Annotated in this window: 18 protein-coding genes and 4 pseudogenes; 19 read left to right on the top strand and 3 right to left on the bottom strand. The window is 43.5% G+C overall.

Annotation, left to right across the window (positions count from 1 at the left end; translation table 11 throughout):
* The 14 genes and pseudogenes from PRIP_RS16845 to purD all read left to right on the top strand — a co-directional run.
* A pseudogene (locus PRIP_RS16845) lies at positions 1-268 on the top strand (transposase); the annotation flags it as partial.
* Positions 269-467: 199 nt separating this feature from the next.
* The gene (locus PRIP_RS14230) at positions 468-1,007 is read left to right on the top strand and encodes a DUF2179 domain-containing protein (protein ID WP_036101942.1); all 540 of its coding nucleotides are present in this window, start codon (positions 468-470) and stop codon (positions 1,005-1,007) included.
* A gap of 163 nt (positions 1,008-1,170) precedes the next feature.
* Positions 1,171-1,659 (top strand): 5-(carboxyamino)imidazole ribonucleotide mutase, encoded by a 489-nt coding sequence (gene purE / locus PRIP_RS14225; RefSeq protein ID WP_036083473.1) that lies wholly within the window; start codon positions 1,171-1,173, stop codon positions 1,657-1,659.
* Entirely contained in the window at positions 1,652-2,776 is a 1,125-nt protein-coding gene (gene purK, locus PRIP_RS14220; protein ID WP_036101940.1) for a 5-(carboxyamino)imidazole ribonucleotide synthase, read from the top strand. Before purE ends, purK begins: the two co-directional genes overlap by 8 nt.
* Positions 2,777-2,795: 19 nt before the next feature.
* Positions 2,796-4,088, top strand: a complete 1,293-nt coding sequence (gene purB / locus PRIP_RS14215; RefSeq protein ID WP_036101937.1) for an adenylosuccinate lyase — start codon at positions 2,796-2,798, stop codon at positions 4,086-4,088.
* A 50-nt stretch (positions 4,089-4,138) separates the two neighbouring features.
* Positions 4,139-4,882 (top strand): phosphoribosylaminoimidazolesuccinocarboxamide synthase, encoded by a 744-nt coding sequence (purC, locus tag PRIP_RS14210; RefSeq protein WP_052008954.1) that lies wholly within the window; start codon positions 4,139-4,141, stop codon positions 4,880-4,882.
* Positions 4,883-5,128, top strand: coding sequence for a phosphoribosylformylglycinamidine synthase subunit PurS (gene purS, locus PRIP_RS14205; RefSeq protein ID WP_036101936.1), 246 nt, complete (start codon positions 4,883-4,885; stop codon positions 5,126-5,128).
* A 2-nt stretch (positions 5,129-5,130) separates the two neighbouring features.
* Positions 5,131-5,814: a phosphoribosylformylglycinamidine synthase subunit PurQ gene (gene purQ / locus PRIP_RS14200; protein ID WP_036101933.1), complete on the top strand. Its 684-nt coding sequence runs from the start codon at positions 5,131-5,133 to the stop codon at positions 5,812-5,814.
* Positions 5,807-8,032, top strand: coding sequence for a phosphoribosylformylglycinamidine synthase subunit PurL (purL, locus tag PRIP_RS14195; protein WP_036101931.1), 2,226 nt, complete (start codon positions 5,807-5,809; stop codon positions 8,030-8,032). Before purQ ends, purL begins: the two co-directional genes overlap by 8 nt.
* On the top strand, positions 8,017-9,447 hold the full coding sequence (purF, locus tag PRIP_RS14190; RefSeq protein ID WP_036101929.1) for an amidophosphoribosyltransferase: 1,431 nt from the start codon (positions 8,017-8,019) through the stop codon (positions 9,445-9,447). Before purL ends, purF begins: the two co-directional genes overlap by 16 nt.
* A gap of 16 nt (positions 9,448-9,463) precedes the next feature.
* Positions 9,464-10,514 (top strand): annotated as a pseudogene (gene purM, locus PRIP_RS14185) (phosphoribosylformylglycinamidine cyclo-ligase).
* A 3-nt stretch (positions 10,515-10,517) separates the two neighbouring features.
* Complete coding sequence (purN, locus tag PRIP_RS14180) at positions 10,518-11,078, top strand: phosphoribosylglycinamide formyltransferase (protein ID WP_036101928.1); 561 nt, start codon at positions 10,518-10,520, stop codon at positions 11,076-11,078.
* Positions 11,075-12,604, top strand: coding sequence for a bifunctional phosphoribosylaminoimidazolecarboxamide formyltransferase/IMP cyclohydrolase (gene purH / locus PRIP_RS14175; RefSeq protein WP_036101926.1), 1,530 nt, complete (start codon positions 11,075-11,077; stop codon positions 12,602-12,604). The genes purN and purH overlap by 4 nt, the downstream gene beginning before the upstream one ends.
* 14 nt (positions 12,605-12,618) lie before the next feature.
* Positions 12,619-13,881 (top strand): phosphoribosylamine--glycine ligase, encoded by a 1,263-nt coding sequence (gene purD, locus PRIP_RS14170; protein ID WP_036101924.1) that lies wholly within the window; start codon positions 12,619-12,621, stop codon positions 13,879-13,881.
* 52 nt (positions 13,882-13,933) lie between these two features.
* On the opposite strand, the gene PRIP_RS14165 is transcribed toward purD, so the two are convergent.
* Both PRIP_RS14165 and PRIP_RS14160 read right to left on the bottom strand, forming a co-directional pair.
* The gene (locus PRIP_RS14165) at positions 13,934-14,119 is read right to left on the bottom strand and encodes a hypothetical protein (RefSeq protein ID WP_036101922.1); all 186 of its coding nucleotides are present in this window, start codon (positions 14,117-14,119) and stop codon (positions 13,934-13,936) included.
* On the bottom strand, positions 14,116-15,780 hold the full coding sequence (locus PRIP_RS14160; protein ID WP_036101920.1) for a DUF2207 domain-containing protein: 1,665 nt from the start codon (positions 15,778-15,780) through the stop codon (positions 14,116-14,118). The genes PRIP_RS14165 and PRIP_RS14160 overlap by 4 nt, the downstream gene beginning before the upstream one ends.
* A 121-nt stretch (positions 15,781-15,901) precedes the next feature.
* On the opposite strand from PRIP_RS14160, the gene PRIP_RS14155 reads away from it, so the two are divergent.
* Positions 15,902-16,195 (top strand): YerC/YecD family TrpR-related protein, encoded by a 294-nt coding sequence (locus PRIP_RS14155; protein ID WP_036101917.1) that lies wholly within the window; start codon positions 15,902-15,904, stop codon positions 16,193-16,195.
* A gap of 111 nt (positions 16,196-16,306) precedes the next feature.
* Here the strand turns inward: PRIP_RS14155 and PRIP_RS14150 are convergent.
* Positions 16,307-17,657: pseudogene (locus tag PRIP_RS14150) on the bottom strand (sodium-dependent transporter).
* 212 nt (positions 17,658-17,869) lie between these two features.
* Between PRIP_RS14150 and pcrB the strand changes: the two are divergent.
* The 4 genes and pseudogenes from pcrB to PRIP_RS14130 form a co-directional block, all read left to right on the top strand.
* Positions 17,870-18,535 (top strand): heptaprenylglyceryl phosphate synthase, encoded by a 666-nt coding sequence (gene pcrB / locus PRIP_RS14145; RefSeq protein WP_036101915.1) that lies wholly within the window; start codon positions 17,870-17,872, stop codon positions 18,533-18,535.
* A 71-nt stretch (positions 18,536-18,606) separates the two neighbouring features.
* Positions 18,607-20,802, top strand: coding sequence for a DNA helicase PcrA (pcrA, locus tag PRIP_RS14140; RefSeq protein ID WP_036101913.1), 2,196 nt, complete (start codon positions 18,607-18,609; stop codon positions 20,800-20,802).
* A 16-nt stretch (positions 20,803-20,818) separates the two neighbouring features.
* The gene (gene ligA, locus PRIP_RS14135; protein WP_036101911.1) at positions 20,819-22,834 is read left to right on the top strand and encodes an NAD-dependent DNA ligase LigA; all 2,016 of its coding nucleotides are present in this window, start codon (positions 20,819-20,821) and stop codon (positions 22,832-22,834) included.
* A pseudogene (locus PRIP_RS14130) lies at positions 22,831-23,012 on the top strand (CamS family sex pheromone protein); the annotation flags it as partial. The gene ligA and the pseudogene PRIP_RS14130, both read left to right, overlap by 4 nt.

Raw genomic sequence — 23,012 nt, 5'->3', positions numbered from 1 at the left:
ACAAGTGTTTCGAGCTTTATGGGCTTTTTGAAGGGGCGTAGCGCTATACTAATCCATGAGCGTCATGCCAATTTAAAATACAATTATGGCAATCGCACATTCTGGTCTAAGGGCTATTATGTATCTACTGTGGGACTGAATCAAAAAAACAATCCAAAAGTATATAAGAGAACAAGAAGCAGAGGACCGGATTAAGGATAGTATAAGCAAACGAGAATACGTGGACCCATTCAAAAAAATAAAAAATTTGTCAACATCAGGAGCATAGAAGCGGTTGGCGGTCACTTAGGAAGGGTCCCTTTAGGGGCCAAGCGAGTATTGAGCCCTTCTAGGGCTAATAAAAAGCCACCCGTTCACACGGGTGGATAGTTACTTACTATTGAAATAATGTAGTTAAATTAGGTTTGAAAATGATGATTTAGTGAACATATTTAGTAAGTAGTTTTTTACATAAGGGGGTAATGGATATGGGCGAGGCTGTTGGTATGATTTTGACTATCTTTGTTATTAATATATTGTATGTGTCTCTGAATACGATTCGGTTGTTAATGACGATGAAGGGATATCGCTATCGTGCTGCTATTGTAAGTGTATTTGAAATTGTGGTGTATATTGTAGCGCTTGGGATGGTTATGAGTAATTTGAATGATATTGCAAATATTGCCGCGTATGCGCTTGGTTTTGGTGTTGGTATTGTTGTGGGTATGAAAATAGAAGAGAGGCTTGCGCTTGGTTATATTACGGTGAATGTGATTACGAAGGATTATAATTTGGATTTAGCGAATCAGATTAGGAATGCTGGATATGGCGTGACTAGTTGGCTTGCAAGTGGGCGTGATGGGGAGCGGATGATGCTTGAGATATTGACGCCTCGTAAAAATGAGAATAAATTATACCAACGTATTATTGCGATTGATGATAAAGCTTTTATTGTTTCTTCGGAGCCAAAGCAAATTTATGGCGGATTCTGGGTGAAACAAGTGCGTGGTGGTGTTAATAAAAAGTGACTTTCTTCTGAAAGTTGCTTTTTATTTGGCTAAAATTTGTTTTAAACACGAACATTAATTTAAATGGTGGTTTTATCGTTCGATTTTATGGTTGACTTTGTTGGTGGCTATTGTTAGAATGGACAGGTAGGTATAAATGAAATGATGAGGAGTGGGACGTTCGATGTCTGCACAAATTGGTGTCATTATGGGGAGTACTTCTGATTGGGAAACGATGAGAAAAGCGTGCGAAATATTGGACGAGTTGGAGATTGCTTATGAGAAAAAGGTTGTTTCGGCGCATCGTACCCCAGATTTAATGTTTACATATGCAGAAACTGCCAGAAGCCGTGGTATTAAAGTGATTATTGCTGGTGCTGGTGGTGCTGCTCATTTGCCAGGGATGGTGGCTGCGAAAACGACTTTACCAGTTATTGGCGTTCCGGTGAAGTCTAAAGCTTTAAATGGACTGGATTCATTATTGTCGATTGTTCAGATGCCTGGTGGTGTCCCAGTCGCTACTGTCGCAATAGGTGAGGCGGGCGCGGTAAATGCTGGATTGCTTGCTGCGCAAATTTTATCGGTAGAAAATGAGGTAATTGCTAGCCGTTTGGAAAATAGACGTGATACACTAGAAGAAAATGTACTAGAAAGTAGTGATTCTCTTGAGTAAAACGTATTTATTACCAAACAGCACGATTGGAATTATTGGCGGTGGTCAATTAGGCAGAATGATGGCTCTAGCTGCTAAGGCAATGGGGTATAAGGTTATTGTATTAGATCCTACGGTGGATGCTCCGTGTGGGCAGGTCGCTGATGAGCAAATTGTAGCAAATTATACGGATTTAAATGCTTTGAAGGAATTGGCAGAGAAAAGTGATGTCGTGACATATGAGTTTGAAAATGTAGATAATGACGCGCTTCATTCGATTGAAAATAGTGTTAGAATTCCGCAAGGCTCTGAGCTGTTGTCTATTACGCAAGACCGAATTTTGGAAAAGGCGTATTTGGAGTCACTCAATATTAATTTGGCCCCATACGCGGTTATTGTCGATAGGGATGATATTGAACAGCATATTAATAGTCTTGGGTATCCAGCGGTTCTTAAAACAACGCAGGGTGGTTATGATGGCAAGGGTCAATATGTGATTCAGAGTGAAGAGGATATTGATAAGGCTGTGGAGTTATTGCGCTTTGGGACATGTGTTTTGGAGGCTTGGATTCCGTTCGAGCGTGAGGTTTCGGTAATTGTTGCTAGAAATTCGGATGGACAAATAGAGACATTCCCTGTGGCCGAAAATGATCATAAAAATAATATTTTGCATACGACGGTTGTGCCGGCAGCGCTTGATGAGGAGTCGATTCATGAGGCAGAAGCTATTGCTGTGAAGTTGGCGGAATATCTTCATTTGGAGGGTGTTCTGGCCGTGGAAATGTTTGTGACAGGTTCTGGAGCGATTTATGTGAATGAGTTGGCGCCTAGACCGCATAATTCGGGGCATTATACGATAGAAGCTTGTAATATTTCGCAGTTTACGCAACATATTCGGGCAATTGCAGGCTTGCCGCTACTGAAACCGGAGTTATTGCGTCCCGCGATGATGGTCAATATTTTAGGACAGCATGTGGATGGTGTGAATGAAGTTTTAGCGGAGCATCCGGATTGGTTTGTTCATTATTATGGGAAGCAAGAGGCGAAGATTGATCGCAAAATGGGGCATATTACGGTGCTTAGTGATAATCCGCTTGTTGAAGTTGAAAAAATGCGCATGACGCAAATTTGGAGATAATTGGGGGATTTGAGAAACGATGATTGAGAGATATACGAGAGAAGAGATGGGCAATATTTGGACGGAGCAAAATCGTTTTCAGGCGTGGCTGGAGGTTGAGATTCTAGCTTGTGAGGCTTGGGCGGAGCTTGGTGAGATTCCGAAAGAGGATGTAGCGAAGATTCGTGAGAATGCGACGTTTGATGTGGCGCGTATTCAGGAGATTGAGTTAGAGACGCGTCATGATGTTGTGGCGTTTACGCGAAGTGTGTCAGAATCGCTTGGTGAGGAACGCAAGTGGGTGCATTACGGATTGACGTCAACGGATGTTGTGGATACGGCTAACTCGTATATTTTGAAGCAGGCGAATGAGATTTTACGTGCGGATTTGGAACGCTTTATTGAGATTTTGGCGAATAAGGCGAAGGAATATAAACATACGGTTTGTATGGGACGGACGCATGGTGTGCACGCGGAACCGACGACGTTTGGCTTGAAGTTGGCGCTTTGGCATGAGGAAATGAAACGCAATTTGGAACGGTTTAATCGTGCGGCTGACGGTGTGGAATTTGGAAAAATTTCGGGAGCTGTTGGGACATATGCGAACATTAATCCGTTTGTAGAGGAATATGTTTGTGAAAAGTTAGGTACGACGCCGGCTCCGATTTCGACGCAAACATTGCAACGGGATCGTCATGCGGATTATATGGCGACGCTTGCTTTGATTGCGACTTCTGTGGAGAAATTCGCCGTGGAAGTGCGTGCTTTGCAGAAAAGTGAGGTCCGCGAGGTGGAGGAATTTTTCGCGAAGGGGCAAAAAGGGTCTTCAGCGATGCCGCATAAGCGTAATCCGATTGGCTCAGAGAATGTGACGGGGCTCGCTCGTGTGATTCGTGGGCATATGGTGACGGCGTATGAGAATGTGCCGCTTTGGCATGAACGTGATATTTCGCATTCGTCAGCGGAGCGCATTATTTTACCGGACGCGACAATTTTGCTTGATTATATTTTGAATCGTTTTGGTAATATCGTGAAGAATTTGACGGTGTTCCCTGAAAATATGAAACGTAATATGGACCGTACGTTAGGGCTGATTTATTCGCAGCGTGTGTTGTTGACGTTGATTGATAAAGGAATGGCTCGTGAGGAAGCGTATGATACGGTGCAACCTAAGGCGATGGAAGCTTGGGAGACGCAAGTGCCGTTTAGAACGCTTGTTGAGGCGGAACCTAAGATTACGGATCGTCTTTCTAAAGAGGAAATTGATGACTGCTTTGATTATAATTATCATTTAAAACAAGTAGATATGATTTTTAACCGCTTAGGGCTGTAAGGAAGGCATCATGAAAAACTATGGAGAATTGGCTAGCTTCATGGTTTTTCATGCTTGATTTCAATCAAAAAGGAGACGATCAAATCGTGGCAAATTTATTGTATGAGGGCAAGGCGAAACGGTTGTTTAGTACGGAGCAGGACGGCGTGTTGCGCGTGGCTTATAAGGACGATGCAACCGCGCTAAATGGTGAGCGTAAGGAGAGTTTTGCGAGTAAGGGGCGTTTGAATAATGAAATAACGTCGCGGATTTTTACTTATCTGAATGATGCGGGAATTAAGAGTCATTTTGTGGAGCAGATTTCGGATACGGAGCAGTTGGTGCATTCTGTGGAAATTATTCCGCTGGAAGTTGTGGTTCGGAATGTGATTGCGGGAAGTCTTGCGAAACGTCTTGGGGTTCCTGAGGGTACGCCGACAAAGCAACCGATTGTGGAGTTTTATTATAAGGACGATGCGCTAAATGATCCGTTTATTAATGATGCGCATGTGCTTTATTTGGAAGCGGCGACTGAGGATGAGATTGCGATTTTGAAGGCGTCTGCGCGTGCTGTGAACGATGCTTTAAAAGAAATGTTTGCGAAAATGAATATTACGCTGATTGATTTCAAGTTGGAATTTGGGCGTGATAAGGACGGGAACATTTTGCTTGCGGATGAGATTTCGCCTGATACGTGCCGGTTATGGGATCGGGATACGAAAGCAAAGCTGGATAAGGATGTCTTTCGTCGGAATATTGGCAATTTAACTACGGTTTATGAAGAAGTTTTGAAAAGATTAAAGGAGGTTGTTTGAATGTATCATGTGAAGGTGTTTGTGACGTTGAAGAAAAGTGTGCTTGATCCTCAAGGGGCTGCGGTGATGGGATCGCTGAAAAGCTTGAATTATGGTGAGGTTGAGGACGTGCGTATCGGAAAATACATGGAGCTTCAAGTGGCAAAATCGGATCGTGACATTCATGCGGTCTTAGACGAGATGTGCGATAAGTTATTGACAAACCCGGTGATGGAAGATTATCGCTATGAAATCGAGGAGGCGTAAGGATGAAATTTGCAGTCATTCAATTTCCTGGTTCGAATTGTGATTTAGATATGTTGCATGCGATTCGTGATGTGCTTGGTGAGGAAGCGGAATATGTGTGGCATGCGGAGAATTCTTTGGAAGGATTTGATGCGGTGCTTCTTCCTGGTGGCTTCTCGTATGGGGATTATTTGCGGACGGGAGCTATTGCGAAATTTGCGAATATTATGCCTGAGGTTGTACGATTTGCGGAAAGCGGGAAACCAGTGCTTGGTGTTTGTAATGGTTTTCAGATTTTGGCGGAGAGCGGCTTGCTTCCGGGAGCATTGATTCGGAATACGAATTTGCATTTTGTTTGTAAGACGGTAAGTTTACGTGTGGAAAATGCGGAGACGATGTTTACTTCGGAATATGCGGTAAATCAGGAGATTCAGATTCCTGTGGCGCATGGGGAAGGAAATTATTACTGTGATGAGGCGACGCTTGCGGAATTGAGGGATAATGGGCAAATTGTGTTTACGTATGCGACGGAAAACCCAAATGGGAGTATTGCGAATATTGCTGGGATTACGAATAAGGCTGGTAATGTGCTTGGCATGATGCCGCATCCAGAGCGTGCTGTGGAGGATGTTGTTGGCGGAACGGCTGGGCTTGGCGTTTTTAAATCGATGTTGAAGGCTTGGAAGGAGGAACAAGTGCATGCTTAATGTGAATCAGGAACCGTCCGCGGAGCAAATTAAGGAGCAGAAAATTTACGAAACAATGGGGCTTAGTGACAGTGAGTACGAACTTGTTTGCGCTATTTTAAAAAGAAAGCCGAACTATACGGAGACAGGTTTGTTTTCGGTAATGTGGTCGGAACATTGTAGCTATAAAAATTCCAAACCGGTGCTCCGCAAGTTCCCGACGGAAGGCCCGCAAGTGTTGCAAGGTCCTGGTGAGGGCGCTGGTATCGTGGACATTGGCGACGGGCTTGGTGTCGCGTTTAAAGTGGAAAGTCATAATCATCCGTCTTACGTGGAACCGTATCAAGGGGCTGCGACGGGTGTTGGTGGTATTATCCGTGATGTGTTCTCGATGGGTGCGCGTCCGATTGCGATGCTGAATTCGCTTCGTTTTGGCGAGATTGACAATCCGCATACGAAATATTTAGTGAATGAAGTCGTGGCGGGGATTGCTGGTTACGGCAACTCGATTGGGATTCCAACGGTCGGCGGCGAAGTGCAGTTTGATCCGTGTTATGCGAAAAATCCGCTAGTCAACGCGATGTGTGTCGGTTTGATCGCAAAAGATGATATTCAAAAAGGCCAGGCTGTCGGTGTTGGCAATCCAGTAATGTATGTCGGTGCAAAAACTGGGCGCGACGGGATTCATGGGGCCACTTTTGCTTCGGTGGAGTTTAGTGAAGAAGGCGAACAGCAACGTTCCGCCGTACAAGTCGGTGATCCTTTTATGGAGAAGTTACTGCTTGAGGCTTGCCTTGATTTGATTCGTGACCATTCGGATATTTTGATTGGTATTCAGGATATGGGAGCGGCAGGTTTAGTAAGCTCCAGTTCGGAAATGGCTTCTAAAGCTGGTTCTGGTTTGGAATTGATTATGGATGACGTGCCGCAACGGGAAACGCATATGTCAGCATACGAAATGTTGCTTTCAGAATCGCAAGAGCGGATGTTGCTTTGTGTGAAAAAAGGGCATGAAGATGAGATTAAGGCATTGTTTGAGCGTTACGGTTTAGAGGCTGTGACGATTGGAACAGTAACGGATGACAAGATGTATAAAATTGTGCATCATGGCGAAGTGGTGGCTAATGTGCCAGTTGACGCGCTTGCTGAGGATGCGCCGGTGTATCATAAACCATCAGCAGAACCACAGCGGTATCGCGATTTTCAAGTGGAAGAGGCGTTTGTGCCTGTTGTGACGGATGCGGTTGCTACTTGGAAAGCATTGCTGAAACAGCCAACCATCGCTAGTAAACGTCATATTTATGAGCAGTTTGATTATCAAGTACGGACGAACACGGCGGTGACTCCTGGTTCGGATGCGGCGGTTTTACGTGTTCGTGGGACAAATAAAGCGATTGCGATGACGACGGACTGTAACTCGCGTTATTTATATCTTGACCCGGAAAAAGGTGGTCAAATCGCGGTGGCAGAGGCGGCACGAAATATTGTGTGCTCTGGTGCGAAACCGCTAGCAATTACAGATGGTCTGAATTTTGGTAATCCGGAAAAACCAGAAATTTTTTGGGAGATTGAAAAAGCGGCAGATGGGATTAGTGCAGCTTGTCTGGAACTCGATACGCCAGTTATTTCGGGAAATGTTTCAATGTATAATGAGACGGACGGAGAAGGTATTTATCCTACACCAGTCATCGGAATGGTTGGACTTGTAGAGGACGTGGCTCATATTACAACACAAGGGTTTAAAACGGCTGGTGATGTAATCTATTTGATTGGCGACACGAAAGCAGAATTTAGTGGTTCTGAACTGCAAAAAATGCAACAAGGTAAAATTAGCGGACGGGCGCCAGAACTTGACTTACAAGTCGAAAAACGCTACCAACAGTTCTTATTAACGGCAATTCGTGAAGGTCTCGTTGCTTCGGCACATGATTTAGCAGAAGGCGGGCTGGCTGTTGCTTTGGCAGAATCTTGTTTTGCGAATGGACTTGGCGCGACGGTTGCTGTTCCTTTTGCAAGTGCGTTGTTGTTTAGTGAGTCGCAATCGCGTTTCTTAGTTTCTGTGAAGGCAGAGAACGTTGTGGCTTTTGAAGAATTATTTGAATTTGAGAAATTGACACGTTTAGGCGAAGTTAGCGAATCAGGAAAAATCATTGTCAAGGCCAAGGATACAGAGATTATAACCGAACTTAGTGAACTAAAACAAGTTTGGGAAGGGGCTATTCCATGTCTACTGAAATAAAAGGTTTGAACGAGGAATGTGGGATTTTTGGTATTTGGAATCATCCGAGTGCGGCGCAGATTACGTATTATGGTCTGCATAGTTTGCAACATCGCGGTCAAGAAGGTGCGGGAATCGTGTCGACAGACGGTGTGACGTTAAAAGGACATCGGAATTTAGGTTTGCTTGCAGATGTGTTTAAGCACGGCGAATTAGATGACTTGGTCGGCAAGTCGGCGATTGGTCACGTTCGGTATGCGACGGCTGGTGGCAAGAGTTTGAGCAACGTACAGCCATTTTTATTCCACTTTCAAAATTCGAGTCTGGCGCTGGCGCATAATGGGAATTTGATTAATGCGAAGACACTGCGCAATGAATTGGAAGAAGAAGGCGCGATTTTTCAAACGAGTTCGGATACGGAAGTTTTGGCGCATTTGTTGAAGCGTAGCCGTACAGGTTCGCTTTTGGAAGATTTGAAGGTGGCGTTAAACCAAGTTAAGGGTGGTTTTGCGTACATGTTGTTGACGGAAAATGAGTTGATTGCAGCGCTTGATCCGAATGGTTTCCGACCGCTTTCGATTGGGAAAATTGGTGACGCGTATGTTGTTGCTTCGGAGACATGTGCGTTTGATACGGTTGGCGCGGAGTTTGTGCGTGATGTGGAGCCAGGTGAGCTGATTATTATTAATGATGAGGGTTTGCATATTGAAAAATTCACGGCAGATGTGACGCATTCGATTTGTAGTATGGAATATGTGTATTTTGCACGTCCTGATTCGAATATCGCGGGAATTAATGTCCATTCGGCGCGAAAACGGATGGGAAAACGCTTGGCGCAGGAGGCTTTTATTGAAGCGGATGTTGTGACAGGGGTTCCGGATTCGAGTATTTCGGCTGCGATTGGTTACGCGGAGGAGACGGGTATCCCTTATGAGCTTGGCTTGATTAAGAATCGTTATGTGGCGCGGACGTTTATTCAGCCATCGCAGGAATTGCGGGAGCAGGGTGTAAAAATGAAGCTCTCAGCGGTGCGTGGTGTTGTGGAAGGTAAACGGGTTGTGATGATTGATGATTCGATTGTGCGCGGGACGACGAGTCGCCGAATTGTGCAGTTATTGCGCGAGGCTGGGGCTGCGGAAGTGCATGTTCGGATTGCTTCGCCACCACTTGCTTTTCCGTGTTTTTATGGGATTGATATTCAGACGCGAAATGAGTTGATTGCGGCCAATTATTCGGTGGATGAGATTTGTCATATTATTGGCGCTGATTCATTGACATATTTGTCGGAGGATGGACTTGTGGAAGCGGTTGGGCGTCCTTATCCGAATGAGCCTTATGGTGGGCTTTGTATGGCGTATTTTAACGGGGATTACCCGACGGAATTATTTGATTATGAGCAGGAATATTTGGCGAGTTTAGAAGCCAAGTCACGTTGAGAGGGGAATTTTGCAAATGGCAGAGAATGCGTATAGTAAGGCTGGCGTTGATGTTGAGGCGGGCTATGAGGTTGTGGAACGAATTCAAAAACATGTGGCTCGCACGAAGCGTAACGGCGTGATGGGTGCGATTGGTTCTTTTGGTGGCATGTTTGATTTGAGTGGTCTTGGTTTGCGAGAGCCTGTGCTTGTTTCGGGAACGGACGGCGTTGGGACGAAGTTATTACTTGCGATTCAAGCAGATAAGCATGACACGATTGGCGTGGACTGTGTGGCGATGTGTGTCAATGATATTCTGGCGCAAGGTGCCGAGCCGCTCTTTTTCCTAGATTATATTGCGACGGGAAAAACGGTACCACAGAAGATGGAGCAAATCGTGAAGGGTGTTGCAGACGGCTGTGAGTTTGCGGGGTGCGCACTTGTCGGCGGCGAGACTGCTGAGATGCCAGACATGTATGGTGCAGATGACTATGATTTGGCTGGCTTTACGGTTGGGGCGGTTGAGAAGGGCGGACGTGATTACTGGTGAGAAGGTAGCGGCTGGCGATATATTGATTGGCTTGCCTTCGAGCGGGATTCACAGCAATGGCTACTCATTGGTACGCAAAATTTTCTTTAAGCAACATGATTTTGCGCTGGACGCGGTTTTGCCGGAACTTGGGGGCAAGACGCTGGCTGAGGAATTGCTTACGCCGACGCGGATTTATGTGAAGCCTGTTTTAGAGGTGTTGAAAAAGGTGACGGTGCACGGGATTTCGCATGTGACGGGTGGCGGGTTTATTGAAAATCTACCACGTGTTTTACCGGATAATTTAGCGGTGTTGATTACGCGTGGTTCGTGGCCTAGTTTGCCGATTTTTGATGCGCTTAGGCATTACGGTGAGCTGGATGCGGACGAAATGTACGGTATTTTCAACATGGGCATAGGAATGGTACTCGTTGTTGCGGCAGAAGACGCAGAAAAAACGCTGGATATTTTGAAAGAACAAGGCGAACAGCCATATCAAATCGGGCAAGTTGTCCCAAAACAAGATGTTGCGCAAGTCATTTTTACGGGAGGCGAATGACGGATGAGAATCGCCATTTTTGCTTCAGGATCAGGAACTAATTTTCAGGCATTAATCGATGATGTAACGATTCGGGATTCCGTGGCGTTGCTCGTCTGTGATAAGCCAGGAGCACGTGTTTTAGAACGGGCGGAAGCCGCTGGTGTGCCAGTCTTTGTTTTCTCACCGAAGACGTTTGCGAATAAAGCTGCTTTTGAGCAAGAAATTGTGACGAAATTGCAGGAAACAGGGGTAGAATTTCTTGTTTTAGCTGGATATATGCGATTAATTGGTCCAACGCTACTCAGCGCGTATGAAAACAAGATTATTAATTTGCATCCGTCCTTATTACCTGCATTCCCTGGAAAAGATGCTATCGGTCAAGCTTTTGCGGCAGATATTTCGAGAACTGGTGTCACAGCACATTTTGTAGACGCTGGCATGGACACAGGACCGATTATTAAGCAGCAGGCGATTTCGATTTCGGAGGCAGATACCATCGATTCACTCACAGCAAAGATACATAAAGTGGAACATCAATTTTATCCAGAAGTTGTAAAAGAATTATTGGGGGGACAAGCATGAAAAGAGCGTTAATTAGTGTGTCAGACAAAACAGGTGTTGTAGATTTTGCGAAATCATTAGTGGAGCTTGGTTTTGAGATTATTTCGACAGGTGGAACGAAGAAGGCGCTTGAGGACAATCAAGTACCGGTAATTGGTATTGAAGAAGTGACCGATTTTCCTGAAATGCTGGATGGTCGTGTTAAAACGCTTCATCCTGCGATTCATGGTGGTTTGCTTGCTCGTCGTGATGATCCTGCGCATATGCAAGCGATCGAAGCGCACCACATTGCCAAAATCGATTTGGTTTGCGTGAATTTATATCCATTCCAAGAAACGATTGCTAAACCTGATGTGAAGCTAGGTGACGCGATTGAAAACATCGATATCGGTGGTCCTTCGATGCTTCGTTCTGCTGCCAAAAATTACGCGGCGGTAACGGTTGTTGTCGATAGCGCAGACTATGCGCCTGTTTTGGTGGAATTAGAAGGCCATGGCGCGGTAACTTTTGAAACCAATCAGCGCTTAGCGGCGAAAGTTTTCCGACACACGGCAGCTTACGACGCACTTATCGCCGGCTATTTAACGGATATTGTCCAAGAAGAATTCCCTGAAAAAATAACATTGACTTACAATAAAAAACAAGATTTGCGCTATGGTGAAAATCCACATCAAAAAGCAGCTTTCTACACAGAACCGCTTGGCACAGTGGCTTCTATTAGTGAAGCGAAACAATTACACGGGAAAGAACTTTCTTATAATAATATTCGCGATACAGACGCAGCATTGCGCATTGCCGCAGAATTTACAGAACCCGTTGCAGTAGCTGTGAAACACATGAATCCATGCGGTGTTGGTGTTGGCTCGACGCCAGAAGAAGCTTATTTGAAAGCATATGAAGCTGATGAAACATCGATATTTGGCGGGATTGTTGCCATTAATCGTGAAGTAGATGCAGCAACTGCTACGCACATGAGTCAAATTTTCCTAGAAATCATTATCGCGCCGAGTTTTTCAGAAGAAGCTTTCGCGATTTTGTCTCAAAAGAAAAACATTCGTTTACTCACGGTTCCATTTGCGAAACCAGCTGCGGCGCTTGAAAAAACGTCTGTTCTTGGCGGCTTGTTACTACAAGAAAGTGATGCAGTAACCGAAGAAGTCGCGACATATGAAGTTGTCACCGAAGCGCAACCATCGGACCTCGAATGGAAAGCTCTAATTGCTCAGTGGAAAGTCGTGAAGCACGTGAAATCCAATGCGATTGTGGTCGGCAATGATAAACAGACACTTGGTATCGGCGCAGGACAAATGAATCGAATTGGCTCGGCCTTAATTGCATTAAACCAAGCCGGCGAGAAAGCACAAGGTGCAGTTTTAGCATCTGATGCCTTTTTCCCAATGGACGACACAGTGGAAGCAGCGGCTAAAGCTGGTGTTAAAGCGATTATCCAACCAGGCGGCTCAATCAAAGACAAAGATTCTATCGCAATGGCTAACAAATACGGCATTGCTATGGTTATTACACACGTTCGCCACTTCAAACATTAAAGGAGCGATAAATAATGAAAATTTTAGTTGTCGGCGGCGGCGGTCGCGAACATGCCATCAGCCAAAAATTGCTCGAAAGCCCAAACGTAGAAACCGTATTTTGCGCACCAGGAAACGATGGTATGCGCCAAGATAACGTGGAAGTGACACCAATTTCCGAAAATGACACTGCAGCACTCATCCAATTTGCCAAAGAAAAAGCAATCGATTGGGCACTCATCGGCCCAGAAGTACCATTACTCGCGGGTCTAGTAGATGCGTTTGAAGCAGCAGGAATTAAAGCGTTCGGTCCAACGCAAAAAGCTGCCTTAATCGAGGGCAGCAAAGACTTCGCGAAACAATTCATGAAAAAATATCATATTCCAACAGCCAATTCAGAAACGTTTACGGATTACGATGCCGCATACAGTTATTTACAACGAAAAGGCGTACCACTCGTTATTAAAGCAGACGGTTTAGCAGCAGGAAAAGGCGTTGTTGTCGCTTTAGAAATGGAAGAAGCCATCCTAGCTCTCAAAGATATGATACTAGACAATAAATTCGGCGGGGCATCGACAAAAGTCGTCATGGAAGATTTTCTGGACGGCGAAGAATTCTCATTAATGGCATTCGTTCGCGGCGAAAAGGTGTACCCAATGGTTATCGCTCAAGATCACAAACGCGCATATGAAGGCGATAAAGGACCAAATACAGGCGGCATGGGTGCTTATTCACCAGTCCCACATATCCCACAAGCAATCGTTGAAGAGGCAATTCAAAAAATCCTCCTTCCAGCAGCAAAAGGGATGGTAGCAGAAGGTCGATCATTCTCTGGAATATTGTATGCTGGACTTATCGTAACAGCACAAGGACCAAAAGTAATCGAGTTCAACGCACGCTTTGGTGATCCAGAAACACAAGTCGTTCTTCCACGTCTAAAATCCGATTTTGCATTGCTTATTGAGGCTTTATTAAATGATGCCGAACCTGTAATCGAATGGGAAACAGAAGGCGTGACGCTTGGTGTAGTTTTAGCTAGCGCAGGTTATCCAGAATCTTATGACAAAGGAAATGAAATTACCGGACTAAAAGACATTCAATCCAAAGTATTTCATGCTGGTACAAAACAAGATGAGCCGGTTCCGCTTTTTTTTCCTAATGGTGGACGTGTCTTACTCGTCTCTGAAACAGCTGACTCCATGCAGGAGGCACAAGAAAAAGTTTACAAAGAGATGAAGAAACTGGATAATCCGAATTTCTTTTATCGTATTGATATTGGAACGAAAGCTGTGAAATAAATAAAGTGTGGTCCAACTCTCTATGCGAGAGAAGGGCCACACTTTTTATTTATTAGAAAGCACCGCCGCCAGAGCCACCGCCGCCTCCACCACTGGAACCGCCGCTGAATCCGCCACCAGAGCCACTGCTACTGGAAGAACTACTAGCAAGTGCTCCGCTGAATGAACTTTCAAAAGAAGATTGGAAACTTTGTGCGAAATCGGCATTCATATTGGCATGTGTCGAGTTACTAATCAAGGCGCCACCATAGTAATAGTAGAGCAGCCAGAATGTTGCACAACTTCTTCTTGCGTAAAGTGAATCGATGTTGCCTTCAATACTTCTTTTGTTAAGCCAAGCGAAATCGAATAGGATAGATAATGGTCCCAAATCGCGATAGAGCCGACATCCGCAATGTCCATATTTCCAATATCTTTAATATAGCGCCGGAATGCATACCATTTCGCAAATTCTTCGGCACCTTCTTGATTTTTGATTGGGAGAGCAATCACCCAGAAAACAAATAGAAGCGCAAAAGCAAGAATCCCAACCAAACAAGCAAAAATCGAGAAAGTTTGGCTGTAAATGCTAAAGAGAAAGATTACTAAGGTAATAATGGTAAGCACGATAGTAGTTCTAATCAAGATTTTGCTTGCTTTGGTAGCAGCTGTTTTATCAAAATAATCATATACCTTCATATCTTTTTTAACACCAGCTTGCCAACTACGGAAAGAGCTTGAAAAAGCAGCCTTGTTTTTCTTTGCATAAGCATTAATTTCTTTTAAGGTTACCTTTTCACCATCGCCGATTTTATCGATAAGCCAAGTCATTAAACGTTTTTCATGCTCGAACAACTTGACTGGAGAGGGGATGGGAATCTTTGAAATCGTGTAGGTTGTTTTTTTCTTATTTCCTGATGCATCTGGAATTTCTTCAATGGTTAGTTGACGTTTACGCACTAAATCCATAATGGTTGCTACGATATCAGAAGCGCCTAGTTTAGAGAAAATCAATTTATTCATGACAGCAGGAGACATGTCGGTCGGAATATCATGGAAATAATTATCTTTAAAGACTGTTGTTTTCTTTTTCGTATATTTTAGATGAACAATGCTAACAGTTATTAGAGAAAGCATTAACAAAAGCAAACCGCCACCATAAAAAATTGTTTTGGAAAGAGTCCGTTTAAAGTTAGCTTGATCTGCGAGCTTTGCTTCTTGTGCTTCAATCGATGCTTTTTTATCAACCGCTTGGACGTTTTGGTTCATTGGTACAATATTTGTTGGAAAAATGACGTGCGCTTCGACAAACTGTCCAGCCTTCACATTAGCAACATTTAGTTTGACGGTTTGATTGTCATGTAAAGAGATGTTACCATTAAGCGGTCCGTGCGCCCAAGCTTGAAGCTCACCGTCTTTAGTTGCTTGTGGGAGATTAATCGAAATCGACACGTGATCTAAATCTTCCTGCCAATTCATACCGACAAGCTTACGATTGAATTCCGCTGTATCATTATAATTTATAATTGCATTCTTCAACGTATACATATAAGTAAATTCTTTCTTCGCCGTTTCAGTCGGTGAAAAAACGCGAATCTTCAAGGTGTCATCCACATAGTGCGATGTGAAAGTCCCAGTCTGATTCGTTTTTGCAGATACATAAGGTTTACCATCGACGCTAACGCGAAGGTCTGTAATGTTGGGAAGCCCTGCAGTATCAATGTCCATCGTCGCCCCATTGAAAGATCCGTCAAAATCATAAGTTACTTTTTCAGTAATTTGTGCGGTTCCGTCTGGTTGTATGTTCACCGTGTTTTCATAGCTTGGTATCGTGAAGGAACGCTCTGCTGAAACAATAGTATGGGGTAAAACAAGAAGGAATAATAAAAATGAGAAGAATAAGAAAACTTTGGCTTTCATGCTGGAACCTCCTTTTCGTATAAAATAAGTATATCATATTTTTGGGCCTTCTTGTTGTGTTATTCACACTAGTACGTTAAAATGATAAAGAAGAGTATAATAGTAAAATGGAGGTATACGCATGCAAATAGAAAAATTGCGTGGTGAAGGTCTGGATATGTTTTTTAAAGGGATTTTAGCACTGGAGAATTTAGAAGAATGTTACGCTTTCTTCGATGATGTATGCACGGTTAATGAAATCCAATCGATGTCTCAGCGCTTCCAAGTCGCCAGAATGCTACATGAAGGTAAAACATATAATGTTATCGAAGCGGAAACTGGGGCAAGTACAGCCACCATTTCGCGCGTAAAACGTTCACTGAATTACGGTAATGATATGTATGAGGTTGTTTTCGATCGCATGAAAGATAAATAAGATGACATAGAGGCATATTATTGTGTCTCTATTTTTTTGTGCCAAAAGTCTATTCAATCGCAAGCAAAGCGTATTATGACAACATATGTGTACTTTAATACGCTTTGCTTGTTAAAACGATAGAAAGCCAATTGCCGATAAGAAAATCAGCAAAATTGCGATTGGAGCAATGTATTTTAGCAATAAGAGCCAGATAAAGAAGGATTTCTTGCCAAGGTTACTACTTTTTGTGAATTCTTCAAGAAGTAGTTTGCGCGGTAGTCGGAAACCGACGAACAGTGCGGTAAAAAGAGCGCCTAAAGGTAAAATAATGTTAGAAGTTACATAATCGATGGATTCGAAAATGGTTAAACCAAAAATAGTAAAGCCACTCCATGGTCCAAAGCTAAGCGCCGCTGGTATTGCAATAAGCAACCCTACTCCACCAATAACCCACGTTGCCAATGTGCGGCTCTCAAGTCGTTCAATAAATGGGGCAACTGCCGTTTCTAATAGTGATAAGCTAGAAGAAAACGTAGCGATAAAGAATAATACTAAAAAGACCACAAATGCAAATGAGCCAAAAGGCAACTGATTAAAAATTGACGGTAAAACAACAAAAGAGAATACTAGAATTTGGCTGTGGCTCCACGCCAAACGAGAATAATGCTGGGAAAATAGCCACAGCAACGAATATAGAAATTAGCATGTTCAGCAATGCAATGAAAGCAGAGACCTTTGGAATATTGATGCTATCATTTAAATACGAACCATACGTTACCATTAGTGAAATCCCAACGCTCATAGAGAAAAAGGACTGACCAAGGATAAGGATAATCGTATTACTGTTAATGGTAGAAAAATCTGGCTTTAAAAAATAAATAAGACCTTCCATTGCATGTGGGAGCGTTAAACTCATTATTGTTAAAAAAATCAAAAGAACGAAAAGAATGGGTATTGTGATTTTACTAATCCGTTCGATGCCTTTGCGTACGCCTTGCAATACAATAATAATATTGAGCAAAATAAAGAGTGTTGCCCCTGCAATAGCAGTAGCTGAATTTGCCGTTGTTAAGCCGAATTGTAAGGCAAGCTGTCCTTCATCGATATGGCTCACAGCTCCAGTCATTGCTTTAATAATATAAGCAATAATCCATCCGCCGACAACACTATAAATAGCAAATACTAAAATCGAGCCCAAAACACCTAATTTTCCAATCCAATTCCATTGCGTTTTTGGCACAAGTTCTTTATAGGCATTAATTGCATCTCGTTGTGAAGCACGCCCAATAATATACTCCCCAATTAAAATAGGCAATACAACAATGAACGTAATAAGTAGAAAAATTATAAAAAAAGAGCCGCCTCCAGCCTTTGAAGCAATATAAGGCATTTTCCATATGGCTCCAATTCCGATAACAGCTCCGACAGAAGCAAGGGTAAATCCTAGTTTTGAACCCCAATGTTCTCTATTAGTATCCATCAGTGACGTCCTTTCCAGTGAACTCGACCACATTTTAGTAACATCATAGCATAGAAAAAATAGGAATGCATCAACTTGAAACAAAGTTAAAGATTTTTATAAAAGGATATTGGAAGTGATGCGGTACGCTCATAAAAATGATATAATGAGAGGTAGCGTTCAAGCTATGATGAACAAAGGAAAGATTTGTTTTTAGTGATGGAGGGGCTTCTTTGCAACATTTATTTAAGTTAGATCCTGCGAAAACACTTCCCGATGGGGCAGGAGAACGATTAATTCGCTCAGGAACGGATGGTTTTATTATCGGTGGGACAGATGGGTTGAACTTAGAAGCAACACGACGTTTATTTCAAGAGTTCGCGAGCTCTCATTTACCTGTTTTTATAGAGGTAAGTGATGAAGCAATGGTAATACCTGGTGCGAGTCAGTATTTAATTCCAATGGTACTCAATTCGACGAATGTGAACTGGTTGATCGGAGCGCATCACGAAATGGTAAAGCAGTATGGTGCGTTTATTCCGTGGCCACATGTTTTAACAGAAGGATACTGTATTTTGAATCCTGATGCAAAAGCAGCACAGCTTTCTGAGGCAAAGACCAATTTGACGACAGATGATGTGGCAGCTTATGCTAGCATTGCGGAGAACATGTTGCAGTTGCCAATTTTTTATGTAGAATATAGTGGGCGTTTTGGAAATCCAAGGATGGTGCAAGCTGCCAAGTCGGAATTGACCAATACGAAATTATGGTATGGTGGTGGAATTCGTACGGAAGAACAAGCACGAGAAATGGCAGCCATAGCCGATGTGATTGTTGTTGGAAATATTTTGTATGAAGATTTTGAGCAGGCGTTAGCAACAGTAAAAACGAAGCGATAATTTTACTTGCTATCACGTGCTTAAAAAGTTAAAATAAGAACAAATGTTTGTATTGGCGGTGTGAGGATAAAATGCAATTAAATGCGGAAGATTTAGTAAAGGGATTGAATCCACAACAGAAGAAGGCAGTTCAAGCTACAGAAGGTCCGCTATTGATTATGGCAGGCGCTGGTAGTGGAAAAACACGGGTGTTAACGCATCGAATTGCGTACTTAATGAAAGAGCGTGATGTGAATCCATATAATATTTTGGCGATTACGTTTACGAACAAGGCAGCGCGTGAAATGAAGGCGCGGGTTGGTGGTTTGCTAGGTCCCGAAGCAGAATCGATTTGGATTTCAACTTTTCACTCGATGTGTGTACGGATTTTGCGACGCGATATTGAACGAATCGGGTACAATCGCAATTTTACGATTTTAGATGGTGGCGATCAGCTCTCTGTTGTAAAGGGCATTTTGAAAGATAAGAATGTTGACACGAAGAAGTTTGAACCACGCGGTATTTTAGCAGCGATTAGTAATGCTAAGAATGAACTGATGAACGCCGAAGAATATAAGAAAGAAGCATTTGGTTTTTACGATCAGATGGTTGCGGATGTGTATGTCGAATACGAGAAGAAATTGAAGAAGAACCAGTCGCTTGATTTTGACGATTTGATTATGGTGACGATTCAGTTGTTTGAACGTGTTCCAGATGTGCTAGAGTATTACCAACGTAAGTTCCAGTACATTCATGTGGATGAGTATCAAGATACGAACCACGCACAATATATTTTGGTGAAACTCTTAGCGGCGCGATTCCGTAATTTATGTGTCGTTGGTGACTCGGACCAATCGATTTATGGCTGGCGTGGCGCAGATATTACGAATATCATGTCATTTGAGAAAGACTATCCAAACGCGCAAACGATTCTTTTAGAAGAGAATTATCGTTCTACGAAGCGGATTTTGGAAGCCGCGAATCGCGTGATTGAGAACAATAGCAACCGTAAGCCAAAGAATTTATGGACGAATAATGATGAAGGTAAGAAAATTTTCTACCATAAAGCGTTGACAGAAAAAGAAGAAGCATCTTACGTTGTCGGCAAAATTCAAGAAGAAGTGGCAACATCTAACCGACCGCTATCAGATTTTGCAATTTTATATCGTACGAATGCCCAGTCGCGTGTCATGGAGGAGTTTTTCATGAAGTCGAATATGGCGTATCAGATGGTTGGCGGCACGAAGTTCTATGATCGCAAGGAGATTAAAGATGTGTTGGCGTATTTGCGCCTGATTTCGAATAATGACGATGATATTAGCTTGGCGCGGATTATCAATGTGCCAAAACGCGGTGTTGGTGCAGGTTCTATGGATAAAATCGCGAATGTGGCGACGGCTTACGATTTAACAGTGTTTGAAGTGTTGGATCGGATTGAAATGGTCGGCTTATCTGCCAAAATTTCGAAGCAGTTGGTTGAGTTTCACGATTTAATCAAAGGCTTCACGCAAATGCAAGATTATTTATCGGTGACGGAGCTCGTGGAAGAAGTGCTAGAGAAATCGGGTTATCGTGACATGTTGAAAAACGAGCGGACGATTGAGGCACAGACGCGTTTGGAAAATATTGACGAGTTTCTTTCAGTGACGCAGAACTTTGAGAAGGAAAGCGAAGACAAGACGCTGATTAGCTTTTTAAGCGATTTGGCGCTTGTTGCCGATGTCGATAAATTGGATGAAGAAGATAAATCGCGTGGTGCGGTGACGTTGATGACGCTCCATTCTGCAAAGGGATTAGAGTTTCCAGTTGTCTTTTTGATTGGGCTAGAAGAAGGAATTTTCCCGCACAGTCGGGCGTTGTTTGAAGAAGATGAAATGGAAGAAGAGCGCAGACTTGCTTATGTTGGAATCACGCGGGCAGAGCAAGAACTATTCCTTACGAGTGCTTATTCACGGACGCTTTACGGGCGCTCCACAGCAAACAAAGAATCGCGCTTCATCGATGAAATTCCAGATAGCTTAATTGAAATGGGACATGAAAACACATTAAAAGAAGTACCATTTGCCAAAACGGCGATGCATAGCAAATCCGTTGTTGGTTATAGCGCATCAGGAGCTGAAAAAGAAGCATGGACGGTTGGCGACAAAGCAAGCCATAAGAAGTGGGGAATTGGCACAGTTGTTAGCGTGAAAGGGGCAGGAAGTAGTATGGAACTTGATATTGCCTTTCCAAGCCCAACTGGCGTGAAGCGATTACTGGCGGAATTTGCCCCAATTGAAAAAGTATAAGTAGGTGAAGTGAGAAATGGCTGAAAGAAAACAGTATGAAGAATTAAAAAAGCAGTTGGAGCAACTTAGTTACGAATATTATGTGACGGATAATCCGACGGCACCAGACTCGCTTTACGATCAACTTTTGCATGAATTGATTGGTTTAGAGGAGAAGCATCCAGACTGGATTACACCAGATTCCCCGTCACAGCGCGTTGGTGGCGAAGTGTTGGCTGGGTTTCAGAAAGTAGCACATGAAACGCCGATGTTAAGTCTTGGCAATGCGTTTAATCAAGGTGATTTAGCCGATTTTGATCGCCGTGTTCGCGATAAGGTAGGCGATGATGTGGCGTACATGTGCGAACTGAAAATTGATGGCTTGGCAGTTTCTTTGCAATACGAAGCTGGAAAATACAAACGTGGCGCAACACGCGGCGATGGAACTGTTGGTGAAGATATTACATCCAATTTGCGAACCATCCGCTCGATTCCGATGAACCTACAAGAGCCGTTCACTATCGAGGTACGGGGCGAAGCTTTCATGCCAAAACAGTCATTTCAAAACTTGAACATCAAACGGGAAGAAGAAGGCTTAGAAGTTTTTGCAAATCCGCGAAATGCAGCGGCAGGTTCTTTGCGCCAATTAGACACGAAAATCGCGGCATCGCGTAACTTAGATATTTTTCTATATGCCGTTGCTGATTTTGGCGAAATGGGTGTAGCAACGCATAGCGAGGGGTTAACTAAACTTGAGCAACTCGGTTTAAAAGTAAACAAAGAACGGCGATTATGCCATTCTTTAGAAGAAATATACGCATACATTGAAGAATGGACAGCGGGACGTCAAGACTTGGCGTATGATATTGACGGTATTGTCATCAAAGTAGATAGTTTAGAACAGCAAGCAACACTTGGATTTACCGCAAAATCACCACGCTGGTCTATCGCGTACAAATTTCCTGCAGAAGAAGTGGCAACGAAGCTACTAGACATCGAACTAAACATCGGTCGAACGGGCGTCGTAACCCCGACGGCTGTCTTAGAACCAGTTCGCGTCGCTGGAACAACCGTTGGACGTGCATCTTTGCATAATGAAGACCTCATTCACGAGCGCGACATCCGCATTGGCGATACCGTCCTCATTAAAAAAGCAGGCGATATTATCCCAGAAGTGATTCGCGTAGTAGAGGAAGAGCGCACCGAAGCGCAACAACCGTATCAGATGCCAACGCACTGTCCGACTTGCGAGAGTGAACTTGTTCGACTTGAAGGTGAAGTGGCCTTGCGCTGTATCAATCCAAAATGCCCCGCACAGTTAAAAGAAGGACTGATTCACTTCGTTTCACGAACGGCGATGAACATCGATGGTCTCGGCGAAAAAGTCGTTGTTCAGCTCTTCGAACAAAAATTAATTACCGATGTTGCCGATTTGTTTTTCCTTTCTGGCGAAAAACTGGTAGAATTAGAGAGAATGGGTGAGAAATCCGTTCAGAACCTATTAGCATCCATCGATAAAAGCCGTTCCAATTCACTAGAAAGGCTACTATTTGGCCTTGGTATCCGCCATGTCGGCGCCAAAGCTGCGAAAGTATTAGCCCAGCATTTTGAAACAATGGACGCTCTTCGTGAAGCCGACCAAGAAGCTTTAATTGCGGTTCCAGATATCGGTGAAAAGATGGCAGACTCTATCGTTGCTTATTTTGAAAGCGAAGAAGTGCATGACTTGTTAGCGAAATTAGAAAAAGCAGGCGTAAACATGGTTTACACAGGTCCAAAATTAGAAGCAATACCAGAAGAAGCACTTGTTTTTGCAGGTCAGAAAATCGTTCTAACGGGGAAATTAGAACATATGAAGCGTGAGGATGCGAAGGCATTAATTGAAAGCCTTGGCGGAAACGTAACGGGGAGTGTAAGTAAAAACACGGCTGTTGTTGTGGCAGGCAGTGATGCAGGCTCCAAACTGGCGAAAGCAGAGGAATTAGGCATCCCAGTATGGAGTGAGCAAAAACTAATGGAATATTTACCAAACGAAGGTGGTCAAAACAAATGAAAAAATTACTAGCAGTTTCCCTCAGCACCGCGCTTTTACTCGCAGGATGCGCCCCGAGCCTCAATTCGGACGAGCAAGTTGTGCAGAAAAAAGACACGAAACAAGCTGAAACTGGCATTATGACAAAAAATCAAATTTCCGCAGACTATTATAAAACCGTGTTGCCGTACAAACCAAG

Origin of the sequence: Paenilisteria riparia FSL S10-1204, from assembly GCF_000525995.1 — a bacterium.
GTDB lineage: Bacteria > Bacillota > Bacilli > Lactobacillales > Listeriaceae > Listeria_A > Listeria_A riparia.
This window is presented reverse-complemented; position numbering and strand designations above follow the sequence as displayed.